The following is a 22,489-nucleotide window of genomic DNA, read 5'->3' on the forward strand; positions in this document are numbered from 1 at the left end:
GTGTCCTCAGCCGAACCGGCCGGTGATGTAGTCCTGGGTGCGGCTGTCCCGCGGGTTGGTGAAGATCTCGTCCGTCGGCCCGGTCTCCACCAGCCGGCCCAGGTGGAAGAAGGCGGTCTTCTGCGAGACCCGGGCGGCCTGGGCCATGGAGTGGGTGACGATGACGATGCAGTACTCCTGCTTCAGCTCGTCCATCAGCTCCTCGACCTTGGCCGTGGCGATCGGGTCCAGCGCCGAGCAGGGCTCGTCCATCAGGATCACCTCCGGATTGACCGCGATCGCCCGGGCGATCACCAGTCGCTGCTGCTGGCCGCCGGAGAGCCCGGTGCCCGGCTGGTGCAGCCTGTCGGCGACCTCCTTCCACAGGCCCGCCCGCTTCAGCGAGGTCTCCACCACGCCTTCCAGCTCCGACTTCGAGGTCGCCAGGCCGTGGATGCGCGGGCCGTAGGCCACGTTTTCGAAGATGCTCTTCGGGAACGGGTTCGGCTTCTGGAACACCATGCCCACCCGGGCGCGCAGCAGCACGGGGTCGAGGCTGCGGTCGTTGACGTCCTCGCCGTCCAGCTCGATCACGCCGCTGACCCGGGCGCCGGGGATGGTGTCGTTCATCCGGTTGATGCAGCGCAGGAAGGTGGACTTGCCGCAGCCGGAGGGACCGATCAGGGCCGTGACCGCTCGTTCCGGCACGTCCAGCGACACGTCGAACAGCGCCTGCTTGTCGCCGTAGAAGACATTCACGTCGCGGGCGCGAAGCTTCAGCGCGCCCGCGGCCGGCGACGCCTTGGGCGCGTCCAGGGTGATGTGGGGATTGACGTTCATGGCGCTCACCAGCGGCGTTCGAATTTGCGGCGCAGCAGGATGGCCGCGAGGTTCATGACGATCATGAAGACGAGGAGGACGATGATCGCGGCGGCGGTGCGTTCGTGGAAGCCGCGCTCCGAGGCGTTCTCCCAGATGAACACCTGCACCGGCAGCACCGTGGCCCCCTCCGTGAAACCGCCGGGCACCCCCGGCACGAAGGACACCATGCCGATCATCAGCAGCGGGGCGGTCTCGCCCAGCGCGTGCGCCAGGCTGAGGATGGCCCCGGTCATCACGCCGGGCATGGCCAGCGGCAGGACGTGGTGGAACACCGTCTGGGTCTTCGACGCGCCCACGCCCAGCGCCGCCTCGCGGATCGACGGCGGCACGGCCTTCAGCGCCGAACGGGTGGCGATGATCACCGTCGGCAGGGCCATCAGCGCCAGCACCAGCCCGCCCACCAGGGGCGAGGAGCGCGGCACCGCGAGCCAGTTGATGAACACCGCCAGGCCCAGCAGGCCGTAGACGATGGAGGGCACGGCGGCGAGGTTGTTGATGTTCACCTCGATGATGTCGGTCCAGCGGTTCTTCGGCGCGAACTCCTCCAGGTAGACCGCCGCCAGCATGCCGATCGGCACGGCCAGCGCGGCGGTCACCAGCAGCATCAGGGCCGAGCCCACCACGGCGCCCAGGACGCCGGCCTGCTCCGGCTCGGTTGAGTCCGACTTGGTCAGGAAGCCGAGGTTGAAGCCGGAGGAGACCATGCCCTCCGCCCGAAGCCGGTCGAGCCAGTCGAGCTGCTGGTCGTCCAGCTTGCGGTCGGCCTCGACCGTCCCGCGCGCGATCTCGCCCTTGTAGTAGAGCGCCGCGTCGGACCGCACCGGCCCGGTCACCGTCACCGTCTGGCCGATCAGGCCGGGATCGGCCCGGACCTTGTCCAGCACCTGGAAGCCAAGGTCGTTGGAGACCAGGGCCTGGACCTTGCCCGCGGTGCGGCCGAACTCGTCGTCCTGTTCGCCGAGCTTCGCCAGCACCGCCCGGGCGACCATCAGGTCGTAGTTCGCCCCGGTGATGTCGGCGGCGTCCACCCGCGCCGGGTCCACATAGACCGCCACGGTCATCCGGTAGTCCACGAAGGTGGAGTAGCCCTGCAGGCCGATCCGGCCGAGCAGTATGGCCAGGAAGGCCAGCGCCACGAAGATGGCCGCGCGGCCATACCAGCGGAACCGGGTCTCCTGGGCGCGCCGGGCCTTCAGCCGCGCCTCGAGCGCGCGGCGCCGGGCGGCGGGGTCGGCCCCCGCCTTGGGGAGGGCCGCGTCAGTCATACTGTTCCCGGTACTTCTGCACGATGCGCAGGGCGATGACGTTGAGGATGAGGGTCACGCCGAACAGCGCGAGGCCCAGTCCGAAGGCCGAGAGCGTCTTGGGGCTGTCGAACTCCTGGTCGCCGGTCAGCAGGGTGACGATCTGCACTGTCACCGTGGTCACCGTGTCCAGCGGGTTCAGGGTGGTCTTGGCCTGCAGGCCCGCCGCCATGGTGACGATCATCGTCTCGCCCACCGCGCGGGAGACGGCCAGCAGGAGGGCCCCCATGATCCCCGGCAGGGCGGCCGGCAGGACCACCTTCTTCACGGTCTCGGACCGGGTCGCCCCCATGGCCAGGCTGCCGTCGCGGAGGCTCTGCGGCACGGCGTTGAGGATGTCGTCCGAGAGCGAGGAGACGAACGGGATCAGCATGATCCCCATGACCGCGCCGGCCACCAGGGCCATCTGGTTCTGGACCTGGGCGAGATACAGGCCGAGTTCGTTGAACGGGCCGCCGATCATCTGTTCGCCGAGGCCGTTGAAGAAGCCCCGGAACAGGGGGCCCACGGTGAGCGCGGCGAAGAAGCCGTAGACCACGGTGGGCACGCCCGCGAGGATCTCCAGCAGCGGCTTGACCACGGCGCGCGTCCAACCGCCGGCGTACTCCGACAGGTAGATGGCCGAGAACAGTCCGACGGGCGCGGCCACCGCCATGGCGATCAGCATGATCAGGAAGGTGCCCGCGAACAGCGGCACCGCCCCGAACGCGCCCCTCGCCGCCACCTGGTCGGCGCGCATGGCGATCTGCGGGTCCCAGGTCGTGCCGAACAGGAAGTCGAGCGGCGGGATGAACTGGAAAAAGCGGGCGCTCTCGAAGACCAGGGAGCCGACGATGCCGACCGTGGTCAGCACCGCCACCACCGAGCAGGCGACCAGCAGGCCTGCGATCCAGCTCTCCACCCGGTTGCGGGCCCGGAACTCCGGAGTGAGCCGGCGGTAGGCGTAGGCGAAGCCGCCGGCCGCGAGCAGGGCCGCCAGCGCCAAGGTCCCCAGCCGCAGCGCCTGGGCCAGTCCCTGGGCCTCCGCGGCCTTGGCGGTCAGCGCGGCCTGGGCGGCCGGGTCGTAGAGGGTCTCGCTGCGCTGGGCCCCGCCGGCCACGGCGCGCGCGTCGTCGAAGAACACCTCCTGCTGGGCCGGCGTCATCTGGGCCACGGCGGCCGGGGTGTCGGCGCGCAGCAGCGCCTGTTCGGCCTGGCCCGCGAAGCCGCCGTAGAGCGCGAGCAGGATCAGCGCAGGGACGGCGGTCCAGAGCGCCACATAGGCGCCGTGGTAGCCCGGCCGCGAATGCGGGCGCGCGCCCGCCCGCGCCGTCAGCCGACGCCGGCCGAGCGTGTAGGTCACCACCGAGAAGAGGACGAGCGCCGCCAGCGCGGCCCAGGTGATCATGCGGGTCTCTGACCTCCCCCGGGGCCACTGTGGCCGGGGAACGCCGCCGCTATGCTACACTCTCATGACACTTTCGCGACAGCGGCCGGGGCCTGCGCGACCACGGCCGGCGCCTGTGGGAAATAGGCGGTGAAGGTGGTCCCCTGACCCTCCCCGCTTTCCACCGCAAGCCCGCCGCGGTGCCGATTGGCGATGTGCTTGACGATGGCGAGGCCGAGGCCGGTGCCCGAGCGCTCGCCGCTCTTCTGGCCTTCCACCCGGTAGAACCGCTCGGTGAGGCGGGGCAGGTTGGCCCGCGCGATTCCCGGCCCTTGGTCGCTGACCCGCAGGGCCGTGTAGGGCCCCTGCGGATGGTCGGGCGTGAGCAGCGCCAGCCGGGCGGCATCCGGCCGCTGGCCGGCGGTGGCCGAGTCGGGGCTGAGGCCCGGCTCCACCACGATCCGCACCGTCGCGCCCTCTCCGGAGTATTTCAGCGCGTTGTCCACCAGGTTCTGGACCACCTGCACCAGTTGGTCGCGGTCGCCCGTGACGGGCGCGCCCATGGCCGGCAGCCGGGGCTCCAGCGTCACCCCGCGCTCGCGGGCGATGGGGCTTAGGGCGTCGACCACGTCCATAACCGCTGCGGCCAGGTCCACCCGGTCGGCCGGGGCGATGTGCTCGTTGAGCTCGATGCGGGACAACGAGAGCAGGTCGTCGATCAGCCGCCGCATCCGCTCGGCCTGGGCCTGCATGATCCCCAGGAAGCGTTCCCGGGCGCCTGGGTCCTCCTTGGCGTGGCCGCGGAGGGTCTCGATGAAGCCGGACAGGGACGCCAGCGGCGTTCGCAGCTCGTGGCTGGCGTTGGCCAGGAAGTCCACCCGCGTGCGCTCCACCCGGTGGAACTCGGTCTCGTCCCGGAACATCAGGATCGCGAGGCGTCGCCCGTCCAGCGCCAGGCCCAGCGGCCGGGCGTAGGCCCGCAGGAACCGGTCCTGCACCCCGCCGGTCTCGTACACGGCCTCGGCGTCGAGGCCTGCGAACAGGGCCTCGTCCACCGCCTCCAGCACCTGCGGGTCGCGGATCGCGCTCACCAGCAGGCCCTCGCCGCGGTCGATCCGCAGCAGGTCGCGGGCCGCCGAGTTGGCGAAGATGTAGCGGCGGCTGGTCAGGTCGTCGCGCTCCGCCGCGGAGACCACGAGGATCGGGTCCGGCAGGGCGTTGATCAGGGCCGGATAGGGCGGGGCCTCGGGAGCCCGCTCCACGGAGCTGCGCATCAGGTTGTCGAACCGCGCCTGGGCGCTGCGATCGGCGGCCAGCAGCGCCAGGCCGGTGACCCCGGCCACGAAGGCGCCGGCGGAAAGGGCCTCCACCAGGTCGAGGCGCCGCGACACCGCCAGCAGGACGACCACCGCCAGGCCGGCCGCGCCGGCCGCGAGCGCCGGCCAACGCCACCCCTGGGGCGCGCGCATCGCGATCGGCGTCAACGAAGACGGGAACGGCACGTCGAATCCTCCGTTGGGGGGATTCTCCAGCATCGCCAGGCGTGTGTCACCGGCATGACAGGCGCCAGGCCATCAGCGGGAACTAACCTTTGCCATTCCCGTTCCCCTTCTCCCGGAAAGAGGCGCCGGCTCCCAGCCATGAACGACATCGGAGATGCGCAGCGCGCGGGTCAGGCCCTCGACGCGGGGCACGCGACGGAGGACCCCTTCGCCGCCGCCATCCGCGGCACGCACATGCCGATCGTGATCACCGACGCGCGGCAGCGGGATAACCCGATCATCTTCGCCAACCAGGCATTCCTGGCGCTTACCGGCTACGCCCGGGCCGAGGTGATCGGCCGCAACTGCCGGTTCCTGCAGGGCCCCGAGACCGACCCCGCCACCGTGGCCGAGCTGCACGAGGCGGTCCGCGCCGGGCATGACGTCGGCGTCGAGATCGTCAACTACCGCCGGGACGGTTCGCGCTTCTGGAACAATCTCTTCCTGAGCCCGGTCCGCAACGACGCCGGCGAGATCGTCTACTTCTTCGGCTCGGCCATGGACGTCACGGCGCGCAAGGCCGCCGAGCAGGCCGAGCGCGAGAACCTGAAGAGCAGCATCCACGTCCGCGCCCGCGAGCTGGAGCTCGCCCTGGAGCAGAAGACCAGCCTGCTCCACGAGGTCGACCACCGGGTGAAGAACAACCTGCAGCTCATCTCCTCCCTGCTGCTGCTGCAGACGCGCCGCACCCCGGACGAGGGCACCCGCAGGGCGCTGCGCAGCATGCTGGAGCGGGTGGGCGCCATCGCCACCGTGCACCGCCGGCTCTTCCAGGGCGGCGACGTCCAGCGCTTCGACGTGTCCGAGTTCCTGCGCGACCTCGCCAATGACCTGGCCGCTTCCGCCCGCCGGGACGACCTGCAGTTGCGCCTGGACCTCGAGCCCGTGGCGATCCCGGCAAGCCAGGCGGCGCCGCTGGCGCTGGTCGCCAACGAGCTCATCTCCAACGCCTTGCGCCACGCCTACCCCGAGGGCCAGCCCGGCGTGATCACCATCCGCTGCCGTCGCCGGGAGGACGCCTTCGATCTGGAGGTCTCCGACGCCGGCGCCGGCCTGCCGCCTCCAGCCGAGCGCAACGGCTTCGGCCTCACCATCGTCCAGCTGCTGGCGCAGCAGCTGAAGGCGCGTCTTTCTCTCGACGACGCGCAACCTGGGGTGCTGGCGGTCGTTACGGTTCCGACAACCACCTGAGCGCATGACCCACGAAGGCCCCCTCAACATCCTGATCGTCGAAGACGAGGTCCTGCTGGCCGTCGAGCTGCAGTTCATCGTCCGCGAGGTGGGCTGCCGTGACGTGGGTCTCGCCATGAGCTCCGCCGAGGCGGTGGCCCTGGCCGAGCGCCTGACCCCGGATCTCGCCCTCGTGGACGTGCACCTGCAGGACGGGCCCACCGGGGTCGAGGCCGCCCGCCACATCGCCAAGGATTGCGGCGGGGTGGTGCTGTTCATGACCGCCAACGTGCGCCGCCTCCCCGACGACTTCGCCGGCGCCTGCGGGGTGATCGGCAAGCCCTATTCCGAGCACGGGGTGAAGACCGCCCTCGGCTATCTGGAGACCTGCCTGCGCAGTGGCCGCGCGCCCGGCCCGCCGCCGCTCGGCCTGCACCTCTCGCCCGAGTATCGCGAGCTCTGGCGCGCCGACGTGGCGCCTGCGGCCTGACGCTTGGACGGGATCGCCGACATCGTCGGCACGGGCGCGGCCCTGTGCTCCATGCTCAGCTTCACGCCGCAGATCGTGAAGATCTGGCGCGAGCGGGACGCCTCGTCGATCTCGCTGAGGATGTTCATGCTCACCGTCACCGGCTTCGTCCTTTGGACCATCTACGGGGTGCTGATCGGAAGCTGGCCGGTGATCGGCGCCAACGCCGTCTGCCTCGTGCTCTCCGCCACCATCCTGACCCTGAAGTGGCGCTTCAGCCGCAACGGCTGAGCGCCGCGCGCCCCTAGCCATCGGGGTCGCTGCGGCTTATGCCTCCTGCCGTTCCGGCCCGCCCCGCGGGCGAGCGCAGAAGGTCCGGCATGAGCGACAGGTTGGCGGCGGCCGAGGCGGCCCTGAAGGCGGGACGCAGCTCCGAGGCGATCGACCATCTCGTCGCGGCCCTGAACGAGGATCCGGCCCGCGGCGTCCAGGTCTACCGGGTGCTGGCCCTGCACCTCTACCGCGCCGGGCGCTTCGCGGAGGGCGAGGCTTGGTCTGCGAAGGCCGCCGAACGCTTTCCCCGCGACTTCGACATCTGGAACGTGCGCGGCGTCATCCTGCGGCAGCTCAAGCGCTACCCGCAGGCGGTGGCGGCCCTGGAGCAGGCGATCAAGCTCAACCCGAAGAACATCGCCCCCTACAGCAACCTCGGCAATGTCCTGATGGACATGGGCGAGTTCGCCCGCGCCGAGCAGGTGTTCACCCGGCTGGTCCGCCAGTCGCCGCGCGACGCCGAGATGCAGCGCCAGCTGGGCCGCGCCCTGCTCCGCCAGGGCCGCCGCGACCAGGCCATCGTCCGCTTCCGCCAGGCGGTCACCGTCGACAAGGCCGCGATCGAGGCCTGGATGGACTGGATCGGCACCCTCAACGAGGAGCACCGCGCCCGCGAGGCCGAGGAGGTCATGGACCGCGCCATCGCGGCCAATCCCGACAATGTGCGGTTGCTGGAGGCCAGGGCGGTGGTGATCCGGCGGGCCGGAGAGCTCCGCCGCGCCGAGGCCTACCTGCTGGACCTGCTGCCGCGGTTCGAGAACGCCGCCTGGCTGCACTACCAGCTGGGCGGGGTGGTCAGCGACTTCGACCGTCCACGCGCCAACGTCCACCTTCGCCGGGCCGTCGAACTGGATCCCGGCAAGCTCGACTACCGCATGGCGCTGATCGAGAGCCTGGAGCGCACGCGCACCGGCGACGAGGGCGCCAACATCGAGGAGTCCTACCAGCTCGTCCGCGACGTCCTGGACCAGAGCGCCGAGTTCGGCCCCTCGGCCAGCAAGATCGCCAACGAGGTGCTGATCCGCGTCTGCGCCTTCGACGACATGGAGCGGCTGGGCGACTTCCGGACCCTGGGCCGGACCTGGGCCGAGAGCGGCCGCCACACGGCCCTGCTCAAGCAGCTCGCCCGGGTGAAGACCCATGAGGACCGCCTGGAGCTGGTGGAGCAGCACCGGATCTGGGGCCGCAACGTCGAAGGCCTCGCCGGCAGCCATCCGATCAAGCGGCCGCCGCCCCGGCCGCGGGACGGCAAGATCCGGCTGGGCTTCATGTCCTCCGACCTGCGCCAGCACCCCGTCGGCTACTTCGCCCTGCCGCTGTTCGACCACGTCGATCGGGAGCGGTTCGAGGTCTACTGCTACTCCTACTACCAGGGGCAGGAGGACCCGCTGCAGCGCTACATCGCCAAGCAGGTGACCGCCTACCGCTGGTGGCCGGACATCTCGTTCCGCGACGCCGCCCAGGCAATCGCCGAGGACCAGCTCGACATGCTCATCGAGCTCGGCGGCTCGACCTACATGAACAAGCTGGAGGTCATGGCCTACAAGCCGGCGGCGCGGCAGGCGAGCTGGCTGGGCTATCCGCACTCCGCGGGCCTCTCCACCATCGACTACCTGGTCTGCGATCCCTACTGCCGCCCGGAGATGCCCGACCTGCTGGTCGAGCAGCCGCTGGTCATGCCTCACACCTGGCTGGCGCTCGGCCGCGCGGTGTTCTCCGACGTCCACCCGGTGGCCGAGACCATCCCGCAGGACCGCAACGGCTTCGTCACCTTCGGCACGGCCAACAACCCGCACAAGTACAGCCGCGAGGTGCTGCGCGCCTGGGCCCGGGTGACCGCCGCGGTCCCCGACGCCCGCTTCGCCTTCGTCCGCCCGGAGGGGGGCTCGGCGAGCTTCCGCCGCAACGTCCTGGCCGAGTTCGCCGCCGAGGGCGTGCCGGAGGAGCGGGTGCTGTTCCACACCACCCGCGGTCGGCACATGCCGTTCTACAACGAGATCGACATCACCCTGGACCCGTTCCCGCTCACCGGCGGCACCACGACCACCGAGTCGCTGTGGATGGGGGTTCCGCTGGTCACCCTGGTGGGCGAGGCCTTCTTCGAGCGGCTGAGCTACTCGATCCTGTCCAACGTGGACCTCCCCGACCTTTGCGTCCGCTCGCTGGAGGACTTCCAGGCCACGGCGCTGAAGCTGGCCGCCGATCCCGAGCGCCGGCGGGCGCTGAAGCAGGGGCTGCGGGAGACCATCCGCCAGAGCCCGCTCGGACGCACCGAGGACTGGGCCCGGGACTTCTACGACATGGTGGCGAAGGCCGTGGAGGCGACGCCTCAGGCCGCCTAGAGCCGGAAATATTCCTGCAGCAGGTCGTCGGGCCGGGGGCTGAACGCCAGGCCCCCGTCGGCGCCGCGGAACACCATCTGGCCGGCGGGCGTGCGCTTGTTGATCACGCTCGTGCCCTGGCTGATCACGCAGTCGCTCTCCACCACCGAGCGGCCGATGACCGCCGTATTGGGATAGAGCACCACCCGGTCGCCGATGACCGGTATCTGGTCCTTGTGCCGGCCGACGGTGGAGTTCTGGTAGAGCACCAGGTAGTTCCCGTAGGTCGCCTTGGCGAGCACGATGCCTACGCTGTGGCCGATGTAGAACACGTCCGGCATCTCGATCTCGTAGAACAGGTCGATGCCGTTGAAGGTCTTGTTCATCAGGAACAGCCGCGTCGCCGCCGCTGCGTCCCCCGACCGCTTCCAGATCGTATTGCTCAGGAAATACAAATAGATACAGTGCTGCGAGGACTGCAGAACATTGAACTGCCCGGGCCGCCAGGGGGCGCAGGCGTCGATGCACCGCCCAAGCCGCTCGAGCGCCTCATCCATGTGGACGTCGATCGCCGCCCGGAGCGCCTCCTCGCGCCCGTCGGGGACCACGGCCATGCTCTGGCGCACGGTGTATTCGATCAGGCTCTCACGGCTGTGGTCGACCAGCTTCACGCCTTCAGCCCCTCCAGATAGCCCCGCACCACATCCTTCACCGGCCGGGGCTCCACGCCAAGCGCCCGGAGCCTGTCGGCCCGCGCGTTCGGCGGCGGCGGGGGGGCGGCGTCGCCCGTGAAGGTCACCTTCCAGCCCGCCGCGCGGAAGACCTCGGCGATCTCGCCGTTCGAGACCAGCTCGCCGCTCGCCACGTTGACGATCCCCGCCGGCTCGCCCCTGCCCATCGCCACCAGCGCCGCCACGACGTCGTCGAGGTGGATATAGTCGCGCCGGACGTGCGGGCTGGACTGCAGCTGCAGCGCCCGTTCCGACGCCGCCCGGATCAGCCATTCGGAGAGGAACCCCGGCGCGCCGGCCTCCCAGTCGTAGACGTTGGCCAGCCGCGCCACGGCGCCGCGGCCGCCGGTCCGGCAGAGCGTGATGTTCTCACCCAGCGCCTTGGAGAGGTCGTAGACCCGCCGCGGGTCGCGGGGATCGAAGACCAGGGGCTCGTCCTCCCCCACCTCCGCCTTGGCCTGGCCATCGTAGAGCCGCGTCGAGGAGAGATAGACCAGCCGCTCGAAGCGCCCGGCGCGGGCGATCTCACTCACCAGGGTGGCGTGCGCTTCCACGGTGTCGAAGGGCCGCGCGTCGTAGTCGGCGGTGAGGCCCGCGCAGTAGAAGACCACACCCAGGTCCCGCGCGAAGAGCCCAGGATCGCCCTTGGCGGGCGCGGAGACCTGCCAGCCCTCGCTTTCCAGCCGCGCGTGCAGCCGGCGGCCCACGAAGCCGCCGGCGCCGACGATGGTCGCGAGCCGGCCCAAGCCTCAGAGACCCCCGACGGGATGGTGCAGCTTCGGGTCCTTATGGCGCAGGTACTTCGGCGACACGTCGCGGACGATCCGGTAGCCCGGATTGTCGAAGATCGACGCGTCCTTCACCGCCACCATGTTGAAGCCGTGCGGCGGCCCCTCGAGGTGGACCGCATCCGCCGGGATCAGTTCCACCGGCTTACCCGCCAGGTCGTAGTTGGAGTTGAAGTCGCGCAGCGCGAACAGCGTGTAGCCGTGGCCGGTGAGCAGGCGGCCGATGTCGGTGTCCAGAAGGCCGTGGGTCCAGTCGACATAATGGCGGTGGACTTCGAAGAGGATGTTCGGCGCCTCGCCCGCGGGCTTGGCCAGGAACGGCTCGGCTCCGCGCAGCGCGCCAAGTTCCGCGCCCTCGATGTCCAGCACGATCAGGTCGAGGCGATCCACGCCGGCGGCCTTGAGGTAGTCGGCGATGGTGACGGTCCGGAAGCTGTCGTCCGCCCCCTCCTCCGCGGCCTCGGCGCTGGCGAAGCTGTCGTAGCCGACCAGCTTCAGGTTGGTGGAGCTGTCGTGCCACAGGCCCTCCGGCCTGGGCGTGATGTTGGTCAGGCCGTTCAGCTCGGCGTTGCGGGCCAGCATGGCGCGCTGCTGACTGTTGGGCTCGAAGGCGTGCACCACGCCGCCGCGCGGGGCGATCTCGCGGGCGATCAGCACCGCATGGTCGCCGAAGTAGGCGCCGCCGATCACCACCTGGCTGGCGCGCCTGGCCATGTCCACGAGGATCCGGCTCGTCATCGGCTCCCAGGCATGGTCGGGCTTCTCGGGGGTCGACATGACGAAGTCGCGGGCGATCTTCGAGCGGTACAGGAACTCGAAGGTCACGCCGTTCGAGAGCGTCTTGCGCACCACCTGGTCGTCGTCGAACAGGGCGTCCACCAGCGGCCCGGTGAGCTCCTCGCGCACGTCGACGCCGGGCGCCTCGATCTGCCCTTCGAAGGCGATCAGCTGGCGGATGAAGGCGTCGCGCCAGTCGTCCTGCTCCGCGATCCGGGAGAGCGCCTCGAGCGCCTTGTCCTGAGCCATAGAAACGTACCTGTCCTTGATTGGGGCGCTTCCTAGCAGATCGCGCCCCCGAGCTTTAGCCCTGGTAGTCGGGATAGTCGGCGTCGCGGGCGGAGATCACCTCCGGCGGCGCAGGCCAGTCGATGCCGAACGCCGGGTCGTCCCAGCGCACGCCGGCCTCATGGCCGGGCTCGAACATCGGACTGATCTGGTAGAGGACGTCGGTGTCCGGCTCCAGCGTCAGGAAGCCGTGGGCGACGCCCTCGGGGATCAACAGCGCGCGGCCGTTCCCGGGCGAGAGCTCCTCGGCGGTCCAGCGCCGATGGGTCGGGCTGCCGGGCCGCAGGTCCAGCGCCACGTCGAACATCCGCCCGCGCACGCAGCGCACGAGCTTGGTCTCGCCGTGCGGCGCGGGCTGGTAGTGCATGCCGCGCAGGGTGCCGGGGCGGGTGTTGTGCGACAGGCTGGTCTGGGCCGGCGTGAAGGGATGGCCCGCATCCGCGAACTCCGCCGGGCAGTGCAGGCGCTGGAAGCTGCCGCGCTCGTCCCAGCGGGGCTCCCCCTCCACCAGGACCACGCCCGGGATCTCGGTCTCGGTGAAGCGCATCAGGGCAGGATCCGCGTCTCCGGCGAGGCGGTGACGAAGCGGCCGCCCCACTCCCGGATATAGCCGAGCTGGCCCATGATCTCGTCCTTCAGGTTCCAGGGCAGGATCAGGACAAAGTCCGGCCGGACCTCGCGCACCGCGTCGGGCGCCAGCACCGGGATGTGGCTGCCCGGCATGAAGCGGTCCTGCTTGGCGGGATTGGCGTCGAAGGCCGCGACGATGTCGTCAGCCGTGGCTCCGCAGTAGTTCAGGAAGGTGTTGCCCTTCGCCGCCGCCCCATAGGCGGCGATGCGCTTGCCGTCGGCCTTCGCCTTGGCGAGGAAGGCCCGGAAACTGTCGCGGACCGCCTCCACCCGAGGGGTGAAGCCGCCGTAGGTCTCGATGCGGTCCAGCCCGGCCGCCGCCTCGCGGGCGCGGAGCGCCCTCAGCGCGTCCGTCTCCTCGTGCCCCGAGCCCAGGTGGCAGACGAACAGGCGGAGCGACCCGCCATGCGTCGGCAGGAGCTCCACGTCGAAGGGGCGCAGGCCGTTGGCCCGCAGCACCTGCTCCACCGCCAGCAGCGACAGGTAGGAGAAGTGCTCGTGATAGATGGTGTCGAACTGCACCTGCTCGATGAGGTTCAGCAGGTGCGGGAACTCGAAGGTGAGGACCCCTTCGTCCTTCAGCATGTGCCGGAAGCCGGCGGCGAACTCGCCGATCCGCGGCACGTGGGCCAGCACATTGTTGGCGGCCATCAGGTCGGCGCGGCCGTAGCGTGCGGCCAGCTCCGGAGCGGTCTGGGCGTTGAAGAACACCACCTCGGTGCGCACCCCGCGGCCGCGGGCGGCCTCGGCCGTGTTGGCGGTCGGCTCCACCCCGAGCACGGGGATGTCCATGGCCACGAAGTGCTGCAGCAGATAGCCGTCGTTGCTGGCCACCTCGACCACCAGGGAATCGGGCCCCAGACCGAACCGCTCCGCCATGGCGACGGCGTAGCGCCGGGCGTGCTCCACCCAACTGGCCGAGAAGGACGAGAAGTAGGCGTACTCGGCGTCGAAGATCGCCTCGGCGGGCACGGCGTCGTCCACCTGGACCAGGAAGCAGCGCTCGCAGACGCGGGCGTGCAGCGGCCAGGCCTGCTCGGTCCCGGCGTCCAGCTGTTCGCGCGTCAGGTTCGAGTTGGCGAGCGGCTGGCGGCCGAGGTCGAGGAAGGTGTGGGTGAGCGGAGCGCCGCAGAAGCGGCAGGGCGGCGGCGAGGTCATGGGCGGGCTACGTACCCTTCGATCTGCTCGACGCAAAGCGACCGCGCGTCCTCGCCGTCGGCCTGGCGACGGTACCAGTCCATGGTGAGCGCCACGGCCTGCGGCGCATCCAGACGGCTCTCGAAGCCCAGCGCCTGCCGCGCCAGGGTGGCGTCGATGGCCAGCGACTTCGCCTCCAGCGAGTTGGGGTCGGGCTCATGCCGCCATGGCTGGGCGCCCAGGGCCTCGCACCCGAGCGTGGCGAGTTCGCCTACAGTGACCTCGGGCCCGCCCGCACGGGGGCCGAAGTTGAGCTGGCGCGGCGCGTCGGGCCGCGTGGCCAGCGCCTGGGCGTGGACGAGATAGCCCGCCACGCAGTCCAGCACATGCTGCCACGGCCGGGTCGCCTCGGGGTGGCGGAGCACCACCTGCTCCTGGCTGCGGGCGGCGCGGACGATGTCGGCCACCAGCCGGTCGCGGGAGAAGTCGCCGCCGCCGATGACGTTGCCGCCGCGCGCGGTGGCCACGGGCGCGCCGGCCTTGTCGAAATAGCTGCGGGCGAAGCTCGCCGTGACGATCTCGGCCGCGGCCTTGGAGGCCGAATAGGGGTCCTTGCCGCCCAGCGCGTCGCCTTCCTGGAAGGCGCGGCCGGTCTCTGCGTTGGCGTAGACCTTGTCCGAGGTGACCACGAGCACCGCCTGCAGCGCAGGCTGGCTGCGGAGCGCCTGCAACAGGTGGGCCGTGCCCATGATGTTGGTGGCGAAGGTGGCGACCGGGTCCTCGATCGCCGTGCGCACGATCGGCTGGGCGGCGAGATGCAGCACCAGGTCGAAGCGGGTCTCGCCCAGCACGGCGGCCACCGCTGCGGGGTCGCGCAGGTCGACGATACGCGAGTCCACGAGGTCGCCGACGCCGGCGAGGTCGAAGAGGCTGGGCTCCTGGTCCGGATCCAGCGCGAGGCCGGTGACCTTGGCGCCCATCCTCGAGAGCCAGATGGCGGCCCAGGCGCCCTTGAAGCCCGTGTGGCCGGTCAGCAGGACCCGCTTGCCGACCCAGAAGCCGGGATCTACCTGCGCCACGGGGCCTCGCCGGAGGCCCAGAGCCCTTCCAGGATGTTCTTGTCGCGCAGCGTGTCCATGGGCGCCCAGAAGCCGGTGTGGCTGAAGGCCATCAGCTCGCCGTCCTGGGCCAGGCCCGTCAGCGGCTCCTGCTCCCAGATCGTCTGGTCGCCGGCGATGCGTCCGATGACGTCCGGCTGGAGGACGAAGAAGCCGCCGTTGATCAGGCCGTTGTCGCCGGGCGGCTTCTCGATGAAGCGCTGCACCTGGCCGTCCAGGATTTCCAGGGCGCCGTATCGCCCGGGCGGGATCACGGCCGTCACGGTGGCGTCCTTGCCATGGCTGCGATGGAAGTCGGCGAGGGCGCGCAGGTCCAGGTCGGCCACGCCGTCGCCGTAGGTGAGGAAGAAGGGCTCGTCCTTCGGCAGGTAGGGCGCCACGCGCTTCAGCCGGCCGCCGGTCATGGTCTCCTCGCCGGTGTCGACGAGGGTGACGCGCCAGGGCTCATGGTTGGTGGCGTGGTACTCGATCGCGCCCTTGGCGAGATCGACGGTGAGGTCGGCGTTATGGAGCACGTAGTTGGCGAAGTACTCCTTCACCACGTAGCCCTTGTAGCCAAGGCAGACGACGAAGTCGTTGAAGCCGTAGTGCGAGTACAGCTTCATGATGTGCCAGAGGATCGGCCGGCCGCCGATCTCGATCATCGGCTTGGGCTTGAGGTGGCTTTCTTCGGAAATGCGCGTGCCGAGGCCGCCCGCCAGGATCACCGTCTTCATCTTGACCTAAGCCCTTGCAGGGCAGCGCCCCCGCGGAATCGAAGCCCCTCTTAGCGCGTCGGACGCAGGGCGCGAAGGCCCCTGCGACGCCGGGGCTTGCCTCGGGGGGGGCGGCGGGCGATTGACGTGAACATGGACGAGGGGGTTCTGGTCAATTTCATCATTGCGGGCGTGCAGAAGGGCGGCACGACGGCGCTGTTCGACTACCTCGCCGACGAGCCGGGGGTGGCCCTGTCGCAGGTCAAGGAAGTCCACTTCTTTGACGATGAGAACCAGGACTGGAGCCGTCCCGACTACGCAGCCTACCACGCCCATTTCTCCGCCGCCGACGGAAGGCCGTGCGGCGAAGCGACCCCGATCTACATCTACTGGCCGAACAGCCTGGAGCGCATCCGCGACTACAGCCGGGCCATGAAGCTGATCGTCCTGCTGCGCGACCCCGTCCATCGGGCCTGGTCGCACTGGCGGATGGAGTTTGCGCGCGGAGCCGAGACGGAGCCCTTCGCCTGGTGCATCCGAGAGGGGCGGCGCAGGCTGTTCGACGCCGCGCCGTGGGGCCATCACCGGGAATTCTCCTACGTCGAGCGGGGCTTCTACGGCGAACAGATGGAGCGCCTGTTCGGTCTCTTCCCAAGAGAACAGGTGCTGGTGCTGAAGGCCGAGGACCTGCGGGCCGATCCCGCCGCGACGCTGGCGCAGGTGCGGGCCTTCGTGGGCGCGCCGGAAGGGCCGCCGCCCCGCCCCCGCGACGTGCACGTGGGCCGGCAGATGGACTACCCCTCCACCCTGACCGCCGAGGACATCGGCTTCCTGCGCCGGCTCTATGCGCGCGACATGGCCCGCCTGCGCGAGCTCACCGGCGTGAACTACGCCTAGCCACATTTTCGACCGGGCCCAGCGGAAGGATCGCCGGATGCGCCTCGCCCCCCTGCTCCTGCTGACCGCCCTCGCGGCCTGCTCCCGCCCCGCCGAGAGTCAGGGCGCCGCCCCGCCCGCTCCGTCCGAGGCGCAACCCGCGGGCGCGGCGCCGGCCCTGCCCGCCGCGGCCGGACCCCGGCTCGTCTTCCCCCTGGCCTGCCCGGCGGGAATGGCGTGCGAGGTGCAGAACCACGTGGACCACGATCCGACCACGGGGCTGCAGGACTACCGCTGCGGTCGGCGGACCTACGATGGCCATGACGGCGTCGACATCCGCATCCCCGATATGGCCGCCCAGGCCCGCGGCGTGGACGTGCTGGCCGCCGCCGCCGGCCGGGTGACCCGCCTGAGGGACGGGACCCCCGATGTCTCGATACGCGCAGCCGGGGCGCCGCCGGTGACCGGCCGCGAGTGCGGCAACGGGGTGGTCATCGACCACGGCGACGGCTGGGAGACCCAGTACTGCCACCTGGCCAACGGCAGCATCCGGGTGAGGACGGGCGACGTGGTGGCGGCGGGACAGCCGATCGCCCGCGTGGGTCTCTCCGGGGCGACGGAGTTCGCCCACCTGCACCTCGGCGTGCGGCATGCCGGCCGGATGCTCGACCCGTTCGCGCCGGAGCCGGCGTCGGCCGCTGCCTGCCAGCCGCAGTCGACCATGTGGACGCCCGAGGCGGCGCGCCGCCTGGCCTACCATGCCGGGACCATCCTCAACGCCGGCTTCGCGGCGGGTCCCGTGACCTCGGACGCGGTGGAGGCGGGCGGCGTGGCGGCGCCGACGGCGGACGCGCCCTGGCTCGTGCCATATGTGCGCGCCATCGGGCTGGAGGGCGGCGACCGCATCGAGCTGACCCTGCAGGCGCCCGACGGGGAGGTGCTGGCCAAGGACACCCAGGGGCCGCTGGACCGCGACAAGGCCCAGTACCTGATGTTCATCGGCAAGAAGCGGCCGCCACAGGGGTGGCCGGGCGGCGCCTACACTGCGCGGGTGCGGGTCCTGCGCGGCGGGCAGGCGGTGGCGGAGCAGACCTATTCGGTGCGGCTCTAGACCTCAGCGCTCCGGCTTGACGAACAGGCCCTGCCCGGTGGGCAGCAGCAGGATCTCCAGGCCACGCTCCGCGAACCAGGCGCGCTCGGCTTCGTACTGGGTTCGGGCCGCCGCCCAGCCGTAGTCGTCGAAGACGATCACGCCGCCGGGGACGATGCGGTCGTAGAGGCGCTCGAGGGCGGCGATCTCGGCCTGGCTGTTGTTCAGGTCCATGTGCAGGAAGGCGATCCGCTCCGGGCAGACCTCGTCGAGGATCTCCGGCACGCGGCCCCTGGTGATCACGATATTGGGGAAGGGCCGGAAGCGCTCGGCCACCTCCTCGTAGGAGAAGGTGTTCTTGTAGGCGCGCTCGTTCCGGTCACCCCAGCCCTCGTCCAGCTGGTCGTCGGGGACGCCTTCGAAGGTGTCGTAGAGGAACCACTTCCTGGGCCAGTCGGCGAAGCCAACGTAATCGGCGGTGAACAGGGTGGTGTGGCCACGGAACACGCCGAGCTCCATGAGGTCGCCGTCCAGCCGCTCGGCCCGCTTCACCGCCCACAGGACCGTGGCGAGGTTCCAGTGCAGGCCGGCGATGGGGATCAGCCCGGAGTGCTGGTCGGCCAGAGCCATGAACCGCTCGTCGTCCAGGAAGGGCGTGGTCTTCAGCCAGGTGGCGATGCCGTCGCCGAGGAAGACGTCCCGGGTGCTGCGCTCGAGCTGCTGGAGCATCGCGAACGCCGCCGCCGTGCGCGGCGTAGGTTGGCTGGCCAAGCTGATGCGATTGAGAATGGCGCGTCGCTGAGCGCCACGGGCTTCGGGCAGGATCTTGCGGTAGAGCAGCAGCGCCGCGTTCAGATGCTGGGTTTGCATCAGGCCGTCGGCGAGCGCCAGGCCCTGCCCAACCGTCACGTTCTTCAGGTTAATGTCGACCACTGGGTCGGTTCCTCCGCTGGGCGTGTGTAGGGGCCGGATCGGCCCGCGGCAAACGCGTCGGCGCTGTCGTGGCGCGGCAAAGTTGACCGACACGTGATCGGGGATTTGCTTTCTTGCGGCGCCGCTTTGGCGTAGATTCGACCGTCAGCCTAGCTCTCCATGGCTGTGTCGCTTTGGCCGGGCGGTGGATCGCGAGATTCGCCGTCCGGCCGTTGCGCTTCTGGGGCCCGGCTTCACCCCTCGGAACCAGGGCTCAGATCCGGCCGGCGGCCTGGCCGGCGGGAGGCTTCAGGACCAGCACGCCGTATCGCGCAAGCCAGAGAAGGCCGCGGCCGATGAGCGAGCGGCGGCCGGGATGCACGACGGACCGCAGGAGCTCGGCGACCGTGGCCTTCGGCCGTCCGGCGAGCCAGCCGACGATGATCTCCGCCTCCTGAAGATTGGGCCTGTTGAACCGGCTGTAGGCGGCGAGCGGGCTCTCCAGCAGGGCGCGGGCCGTGGGCCAATCCATGCCGGGCGCCAGGGCCACCTCGTACTCGTGTGAGAGGTGGGCGGTGGGATACGACTTGAACAGGGTGAAGGGATCCGGCCGGAACGGGTTCTCGCGCATCTCGGCCTGCGGAGCGGCGGCGGCGCGCCGGGCGTCCAGCTCCGCCCAGAGCTCCTGGTACTGCGGAATGATCGCGGCCCAGTCGAACACCTCGCGCGCGCGGATACGGGCCTGCTCGCCCAGGCGGCGGCGGTAGTCGGCGTTCTGCACCAGGATGCCGATGGCGGCCGCGGCCTCCTCGTAGTCCATGGCCGTGAACTGGGCCGTGGCGCCGACGTAGTTGTCGTAGCTGAGCCAGTTGTTCGAGTACCAGTAGGCCAGGTCGCCGCCGTCGCCCGCCGGCGGGGCGGTGGTGGCTATGCGGAAGCCGTCCTGGCCGTGACGGACCGTGTCCTTGTAGCCGTTCCAGTCGGTGACGACGCAGGGCAGGCCGGCGGCCATGGCCTCGATGGGCGTGAGGCCGAAGGTCTCCTGGATGTTGTCCGAGAAGCTGATGAAGAAGTCGGCCACGGACCAGATGGAGAAGCGGACGTCCGGCGGCCGGCCGTCGACGCTGCGGTAGTGCACCGTCGGGCAGAGGGCGCGGGTCTGCTCGTGATAGTGATCCTCCGCCTCGGGCGTCTCGCCCCAGCCGGAGTTCACCCAGTAGATCGGCCTGCCGGTCGCCTGCGCGGCCTTCTCCAGGGCGAGGGCCATCAGCGCAGGGTTCATCTTCCCACGGACGTTGAAGCGGCCGACGTAGAGGGCGACCACGGCGTCGTCGGGGATGTCGAGCCGCTCCCGCCAGGCCTTGCGATGCGCCGGCGAGGTCTGGAAGTCCTCGGCGTTCACGCCCAGCGGGATCGTCACACGCTGCGGCTCGCCGCGCTTGCGGGGACCGCGCTCCGCCGCCAGGTACTCCCGCACCTGGGCGAGCTGGGTCTCGACGCTGTCGCGCACCGCCGCCGAGGTGCAGATCAGGGCGTCGTAATCCTCGGTCGGCGCGATCAGCAGGTCCGGCAGGATCCGCATGACATTGGCGGTGGCGGTGGTGTGGGTGATCCCGCAGAGCGAGTAGCTATGGGCGCCGAAGGCGCGGCGGTGCCACGCTTCCACGCCGAGATCCGGCCCCGGAATGTTGAGCACGCCGGCCGCCCGCAGGCCCTGGCGATCATGCGCCGCGATCCAGTTGATCGGCTTCTCCGGCCGATGGATGCGCTCGACCAGGGCTTCGAGTTCGGCCTGCGGCCGGTAGGCCACGTTCCACAGGTGGAAGCGGTCGACGTCGGCGTGGCGCAGGAAACCGCGCAGGAAGCTCTCGCCGGCGGAGTGGCGGCCGAGCAGCGCCTTGCCCGTCGTATCGAAGCCATTGGGGTGGAGGTAGATCGCGGCGTTGGACATGCGCCCGCCTTCTAAGCGGCGCGAGCCGGCCAGCGCAAAAGAAAAGGGCCGCCCCGAAGGGCGGCCCTCAACCTTCGGCCTAAGCCGTAGGCTTAGATGATGTTCGAACCATCGTCGGCCAGGTCGGCGAGCGTGCGGCCCACGAGGACCACCGCGTCGTCGGCCTGGTTGGCCGTGCCGCCGTTGTCGGCGAACACCACCACATCGGCCCCGATCTGGATGGCCATGTAGTCGACCACGCCACCGGCCATCTGCGCGTTGGCGATGGACAGGGCCGCGTCGTACGTCGAAGCCGAGGCTTCGAGGTAGTTGGTGTTCGTGCCGGCGGTGGCGAAGTCGAGGACGTCGGTCGACTGCCAGTCGCGGATCTGGTCGAGCGACCCGGCGGTCGTGCCGGAGTCGAGCGGGTTGAAGGCGAAGGTGTCGTTGCCGTCGCCACCGAACAGGAAGTCGGTGTCGGCGCCGCCGACGATGCTGTCGTTGCCAGCGCCACCGTTGATGGTGTCGGTGCCAGCGCCGCCCGTGATGGTGTCGTTGCCGCCACCAGCATCGGCGTTGTCGGCGTTGTTGCCGAGGTCGATGGTGTCGTTGCCTTCACCACCTTGGACGGTGTCGTTGCCGTCGCCCGACGTCACGCTGTCGTTGCCGTCGCCACCGAAGATGGAGTCGGCGCCCGCGCCGGAGTTGAAGCTGTCGTTGCCAGCCCCACCGGTCAGGTTGTCGTTGCCGCCAGCGGTCGTCATGCGGTCGCCACCGGCGCCGCCGTCGGCCGTCACGGCGCCCGTCGTCGCGGAGGTCAGGGTGTCGTCGCCATCGCCGAGGACGATGGTTTGGGCGCCCGTGCCGCCGAGATCGATGGTGTCGTTGCCGATGCCGCCGTCGATGTTGTTCACACCACCAGCGTCGCTGATGCTGTCGTCACCGTCTTCGCCACGGATCGTGTCGTTGCCGGAGCCGGTCGAGGCGATGGTGTCGTTGCCCAGGTTGCCGATCAGGAAGTCGGCGCCGCCGCCGGTCGAGGTGATCGAGTCGTCACCTTGGCCGCCGTACAGGGAGTCGACGCCCGCGCTGGCCGACGTGATGCTGTCGTTGCCGGCGTTGCCGTGAGCGTACTGGACAGCCGTGGCCGCACCAGCCGTGAAGGCGATCGAGTCGTTGCCGTCGCCGCCGATCGCGGTGTTGGAGCCCGTGCCCGCCACCGTGATGGTGTCGTTGCCGGCCGCGCCGTCGATCGAGTTGGAGCCGCCCGAGTTCGACAGCGAGTCGTTGCCCGCTTCACCCAGGATGGTGTCGTTGCCGCCACCGCCCGAGATCGTGTCGTCGCCGAGGTTGCCGTTCAGGAAGTCACGGCCGGCGCCGCCGACGATGCTGTCGGTGCCTTGACCGCCGTACATCGAGTTGGAGCCGGTGCCGCCCGTCGCGGTGATGGTGTCGTTGCCGAGGTTGCCCTGGGCGAAGTTCGTGGCCGAGGCGTCGGCGCCGAGGTCGATGGTGTCGTTGCCCTGACCACCGTAGATGGTGTCGGAGCCCGCGCCGCCGGTCAGGCTGTCGTTGCCGAGGTTGCCCTGGACGAGGTCGTTGCCGCCCGCGCCGACGAGGCTGTCGTTGCCGTCGCCGCCGTAGAGGCCGTCCGAGGTGTTGGCCACGGACTCAGTGATGGTGTCGTTGGCAAGCGGGCTGCCGACGCCGAGCGTCGAGGCGTCCGGGAACACGGTGCCCGTCTCGCCGTAGATGCCGGTGCCGAAGGTGACCGCACGGCCCGTCAGGCCCGAGACGATCGTCACGGTCGCGGTCGCCGTCGGCGTGGCCGCGTTGTAGATCACGGCCGTGGTCCGCGCCGATTCACCCGACGTCGTGAACACCAGGGTGTCCGCGTTGGTGAAGGCCGCGGCCTGCTCGGCCGTGATCGTTTCAAAGAAATAAGTCGCCATAGATCTCTCCAGTCTGTGTCACACGGACCCCCGGCACGCCTGACCCCCATCCCCGATGGAGCAGTCCCGGCGGTCCATTACCCCAAGCACCACAGCATGGCTGCGGCGAAGGTTAAACGAGCCCGAGGGAAGACGTATCGGAAGCGGGCCAAATGCGCAACACGAAAAAGCCCCCCGGAACCGGGGTGAACAAGGTGTCG

The 22,489-nt window shown here is 70.3% G+C and carries 20 protein-coding genes; 6 read left to right on the forward strand and 14 right to left on the reverse strand.

Annotation, left to right across the window (positions count from 1 at the left end):
* Positions 1-6: 6 nt before the first annotated feature.
* The 4 genes from pstB to V7Z97_RS10080 form a co-directional block, all read right to left on the reverse strand.
* Entirely contained in the window at positions 7-819 is an 813-nt protein-coding gene (gene pstB / locus V7Z97_RS10065) for a phosphate ABC transporter ATP-binding protein PstB (protein WP_334163209.1), read from the reverse strand.
* 5 nt (positions 820-824) lie between these two features.
* The gene (gene pstA, locus V7Z97_RS10070; protein ID WP_334163211.1) at positions 825-2,126 is read right to left on the reverse strand and encodes a phosphate ABC transporter permease PstA; all 1,302 of its coding nucleotides are present in this window, start codon (positions 2,124-2,126) and stop codon (positions 825-827) included.
* Positions 2,119-3,552, reverse strand: coding sequence for a phosphate ABC transporter permease subunit PstC (gene pstC / locus V7Z97_RS10075; RefSeq protein WP_334163213.1), 1,434 nt, complete (start codon positions 3,550-3,552; stop codon positions 2,119-2,121). Before pstC ends, pstA begins: the two co-directional genes overlap by 8 nt.
* A gap of 62 nt (positions 3,553-3,614) precedes the next feature.
* The gene (locus V7Z97_RS10080; protein WP_334163215.1) at positions 3,615-5,000 is read right to left on the reverse strand and encodes an ATP-binding protein; all 1,386 of its coding nucleotides are present in this window, start codon (positions 4,998-5,000) and stop codon (positions 3,615-3,617) included.
* A gap of 171 nt (positions 5,001-5,171) precedes the next feature.
* Here V7Z97_RS10080 and V7Z97_RS10085 point away from each other — a divergent pair, with 171 nt between their 5' ends.
* The 4 genes from V7Z97_RS10085 to V7Z97_RS10100 all read left to right on the forward strand — a co-directional run bounded on the left by V7Z97_RS10085 (position 5,172) and on the right by V7Z97_RS10100 (position 9,386).
* Complete coding sequence (locus tag V7Z97_RS10085) at positions 5,172-6,263, forward strand: histidine kinase dimerization/phosphoacceptor domain -containing protein (protein WP_334163217.1); 1,092 nt, start codon at positions 5,172-5,174, stop codon at positions 6,261-6,263.
* A gap of 4 nt (positions 6,264-6,267) precedes the next feature.
* Positions 6,268-6,732 carry a response regulator gene (locus V7Z97_RS10090; RefSeq protein WP_334163218.1) on the forward strand — a complete coding sequence of 155 codons (465 nt, stop codon included), beginning with the start codon at positions 6,268-6,270 and terminating at the stop codon, positions 6,730-6,732.
* A 3-nt stretch (positions 6,733-6,735) separates the two neighbouring features.
* A complete protein-coding gene (locus tag V7Z97_RS10095) occupies positions 6,736-7,002 on the forward strand; it encodes a SemiSWEET family sugar transporter (protein WP_334163220.1) in 267 nt (88 codons plus the stop codon).
* 89 nt (positions 7,003-7,091) lie between these two features.
* Entirely contained in the window at positions 7,092-9,386 is a 2,295-nt protein-coding gene (locus tag V7Z97_RS10100) for an O-linked N-acetylglucosamine transferase, SPINDLY family protein (protein ID WP_334163221.1), read from the forward strand.
* Here V7Z97_RS10100 and V7Z97_RS10105 read toward each other — a convergent pair.
* The 7 genes from V7Z97_RS10105 to rfbF are packed head-to-tail and all read right to left on the reverse strand — an operon-like array spanning position 9,383 to position 15,550.
* Positions 9,383-10,036: a hypothetical protein gene (locus V7Z97_RS10105; RefSeq protein WP_334163222.1), complete on the reverse strand. Its 654-nt coding sequence runs from the start codon at positions 10,034-10,036 to the stop codon at positions 9,383-9,385. The two genes, V7Z97_RS10100 and V7Z97_RS10105, sit on opposite strands and share 4 nt — an antisense overlap.
* On the reverse strand, positions 10,033-10,842 hold the full coding sequence (locus tag V7Z97_RS10110; protein WP_334163224.1) for an NAD-dependent epimerase/dehydratase family protein: 810 nt from the start codon (positions 10,840-10,842) through the stop codon (positions 10,033-10,035). Before V7Z97_RS10110 ends, V7Z97_RS10105 begins: the two co-directional genes overlap by 4 nt.
* Positions 10,843-10,845: 3 nt before the next feature.
* Positions 10,846-11,910 carry an FkbM family methyltransferase gene (locus V7Z97_RS10115; protein ID WP_334163225.1) on the reverse strand — a complete coding sequence of 355 codons (1,065 nt, stop codon included), beginning with the start codon at positions 11,908-11,910 and terminating at the stop codon, positions 10,846-10,848.
* 55 nt (positions 11,911-11,965) lie between these two features.
* Positions 11,966-12,496 (reverse strand): dTDP-4-dehydrorhamnose 3,5-epimerase family protein, encoded by a 531-nt coding sequence (locus V7Z97_RS10120; RefSeq protein WP_334163227.1) that lies wholly within the window; start codon positions 12,494-12,496, stop codon positions 11,966-11,968.
* The gene (locus tag V7Z97_RS10125) at positions 12,496-13,737 is read right to left on the reverse strand and encodes a class I SAM-dependent methyltransferase (RefSeq protein WP_334163230.1); all 1,242 of its coding nucleotides are present in this window, start codon (positions 13,735-13,737) and stop codon (positions 12,496-12,498) included. Before V7Z97_RS10125 ends, V7Z97_RS10120 begins: the two co-directional genes overlap by 1 nt.
* A complete protein-coding gene (gene rfbG, locus V7Z97_RS10130) occupies positions 13,734-14,795 on the reverse strand; it encodes a CDP-glucose 4,6-dehydratase (protein ID WP_334163232.1) in 1,062 nt (353 codons plus the stop codon). The genes V7Z97_RS10125 and rfbG overlap by 4 nt, the downstream gene beginning before the upstream one ends.
* Positions 14,783-15,550: a glucose-1-phosphate cytidylyltransferase gene (rfbF, locus tag V7Z97_RS10135; RefSeq protein WP_334163235.1), complete on the reverse strand. Its 768-nt coding sequence runs from the start codon at positions 15,548-15,550 to the stop codon at positions 14,783-14,785. The genes rfbG and rfbF overlap by 13 nt, the downstream gene beginning before the upstream one ends.
* 132 nt (positions 15,551-15,682) lie before the next feature.
* On the opposite strand from rfbF, the gene V7Z97_RS10140 reads away from it, so the two are divergent.
* Together V7Z97_RS10140 and V7Z97_RS10145 are read left to right on the forward strand one after the other, a co-directional pair.
* Positions 15,683-16,426: a sulfotransferase domain-containing protein gene (locus tag V7Z97_RS10140; protein WP_334163237.1), complete on the forward strand. Its 744-nt coding sequence runs from the start codon at positions 15,683-15,685 to the stop codon at positions 16,424-16,426.
* Positions 16,427-16,463: 37 nt separating this feature from the next.
* A complete protein-coding gene (locus V7Z97_RS10145; protein WP_334163239.1) occupies positions 16,464-17,516 on the forward strand; it encodes a M23 family metallopeptidase in 1,053 nt (350 codons plus the stop codon).
* 3 nt (positions 17,517-17,519) lie between these two features.
* Here the strand turns inward: V7Z97_RS10145 and V7Z97_RS10150 are convergent, their stop codons facing one another.
* The 3 genes from V7Z97_RS10150 to V7Z97_RS10160 form a co-directional block, all read right to left on the reverse strand.
* Positions 17,520-18,428, reverse strand: coding sequence for a TylF/MycF/NovP-related O-methyltransferase (locus V7Z97_RS10150; protein WP_334163240.1), 909 nt, complete (start codon positions 18,426-18,428; stop codon positions 17,520-17,522).
* A gap of 253 nt (positions 18,429-18,681) precedes the next feature.
* On the reverse strand, positions 18,682-20,358 hold the full coding sequence (locus tag V7Z97_RS10155) for a glycosyltransferase family 4 protein (protein ID WP_334163246.1): 1,677 nt from the start codon (positions 20,356-20,358) through the stop codon (positions 18,682-18,684).
* Between the two features lie 92 nt (positions 20,359-20,450).
* Entirely contained in the window at positions 20,451-22,289 is a 1,839-nt protein-coding gene (locus V7Z97_RS10160) for a calcium-binding protein (protein WP_334163248.1), read from the reverse strand.
* Between the last annotated feature and the right edge of the window lie 200 nt (positions 22,290-22,489).

The sequence above is a fragment of the Phenylobacterium sp. genome (assembly GCF_036821595.1).
GTDB lineage: Bacteria > Pseudomonadota > Alphaproteobacteria > Caulobacterales > Caulobacteraceae > Phenylobacterium.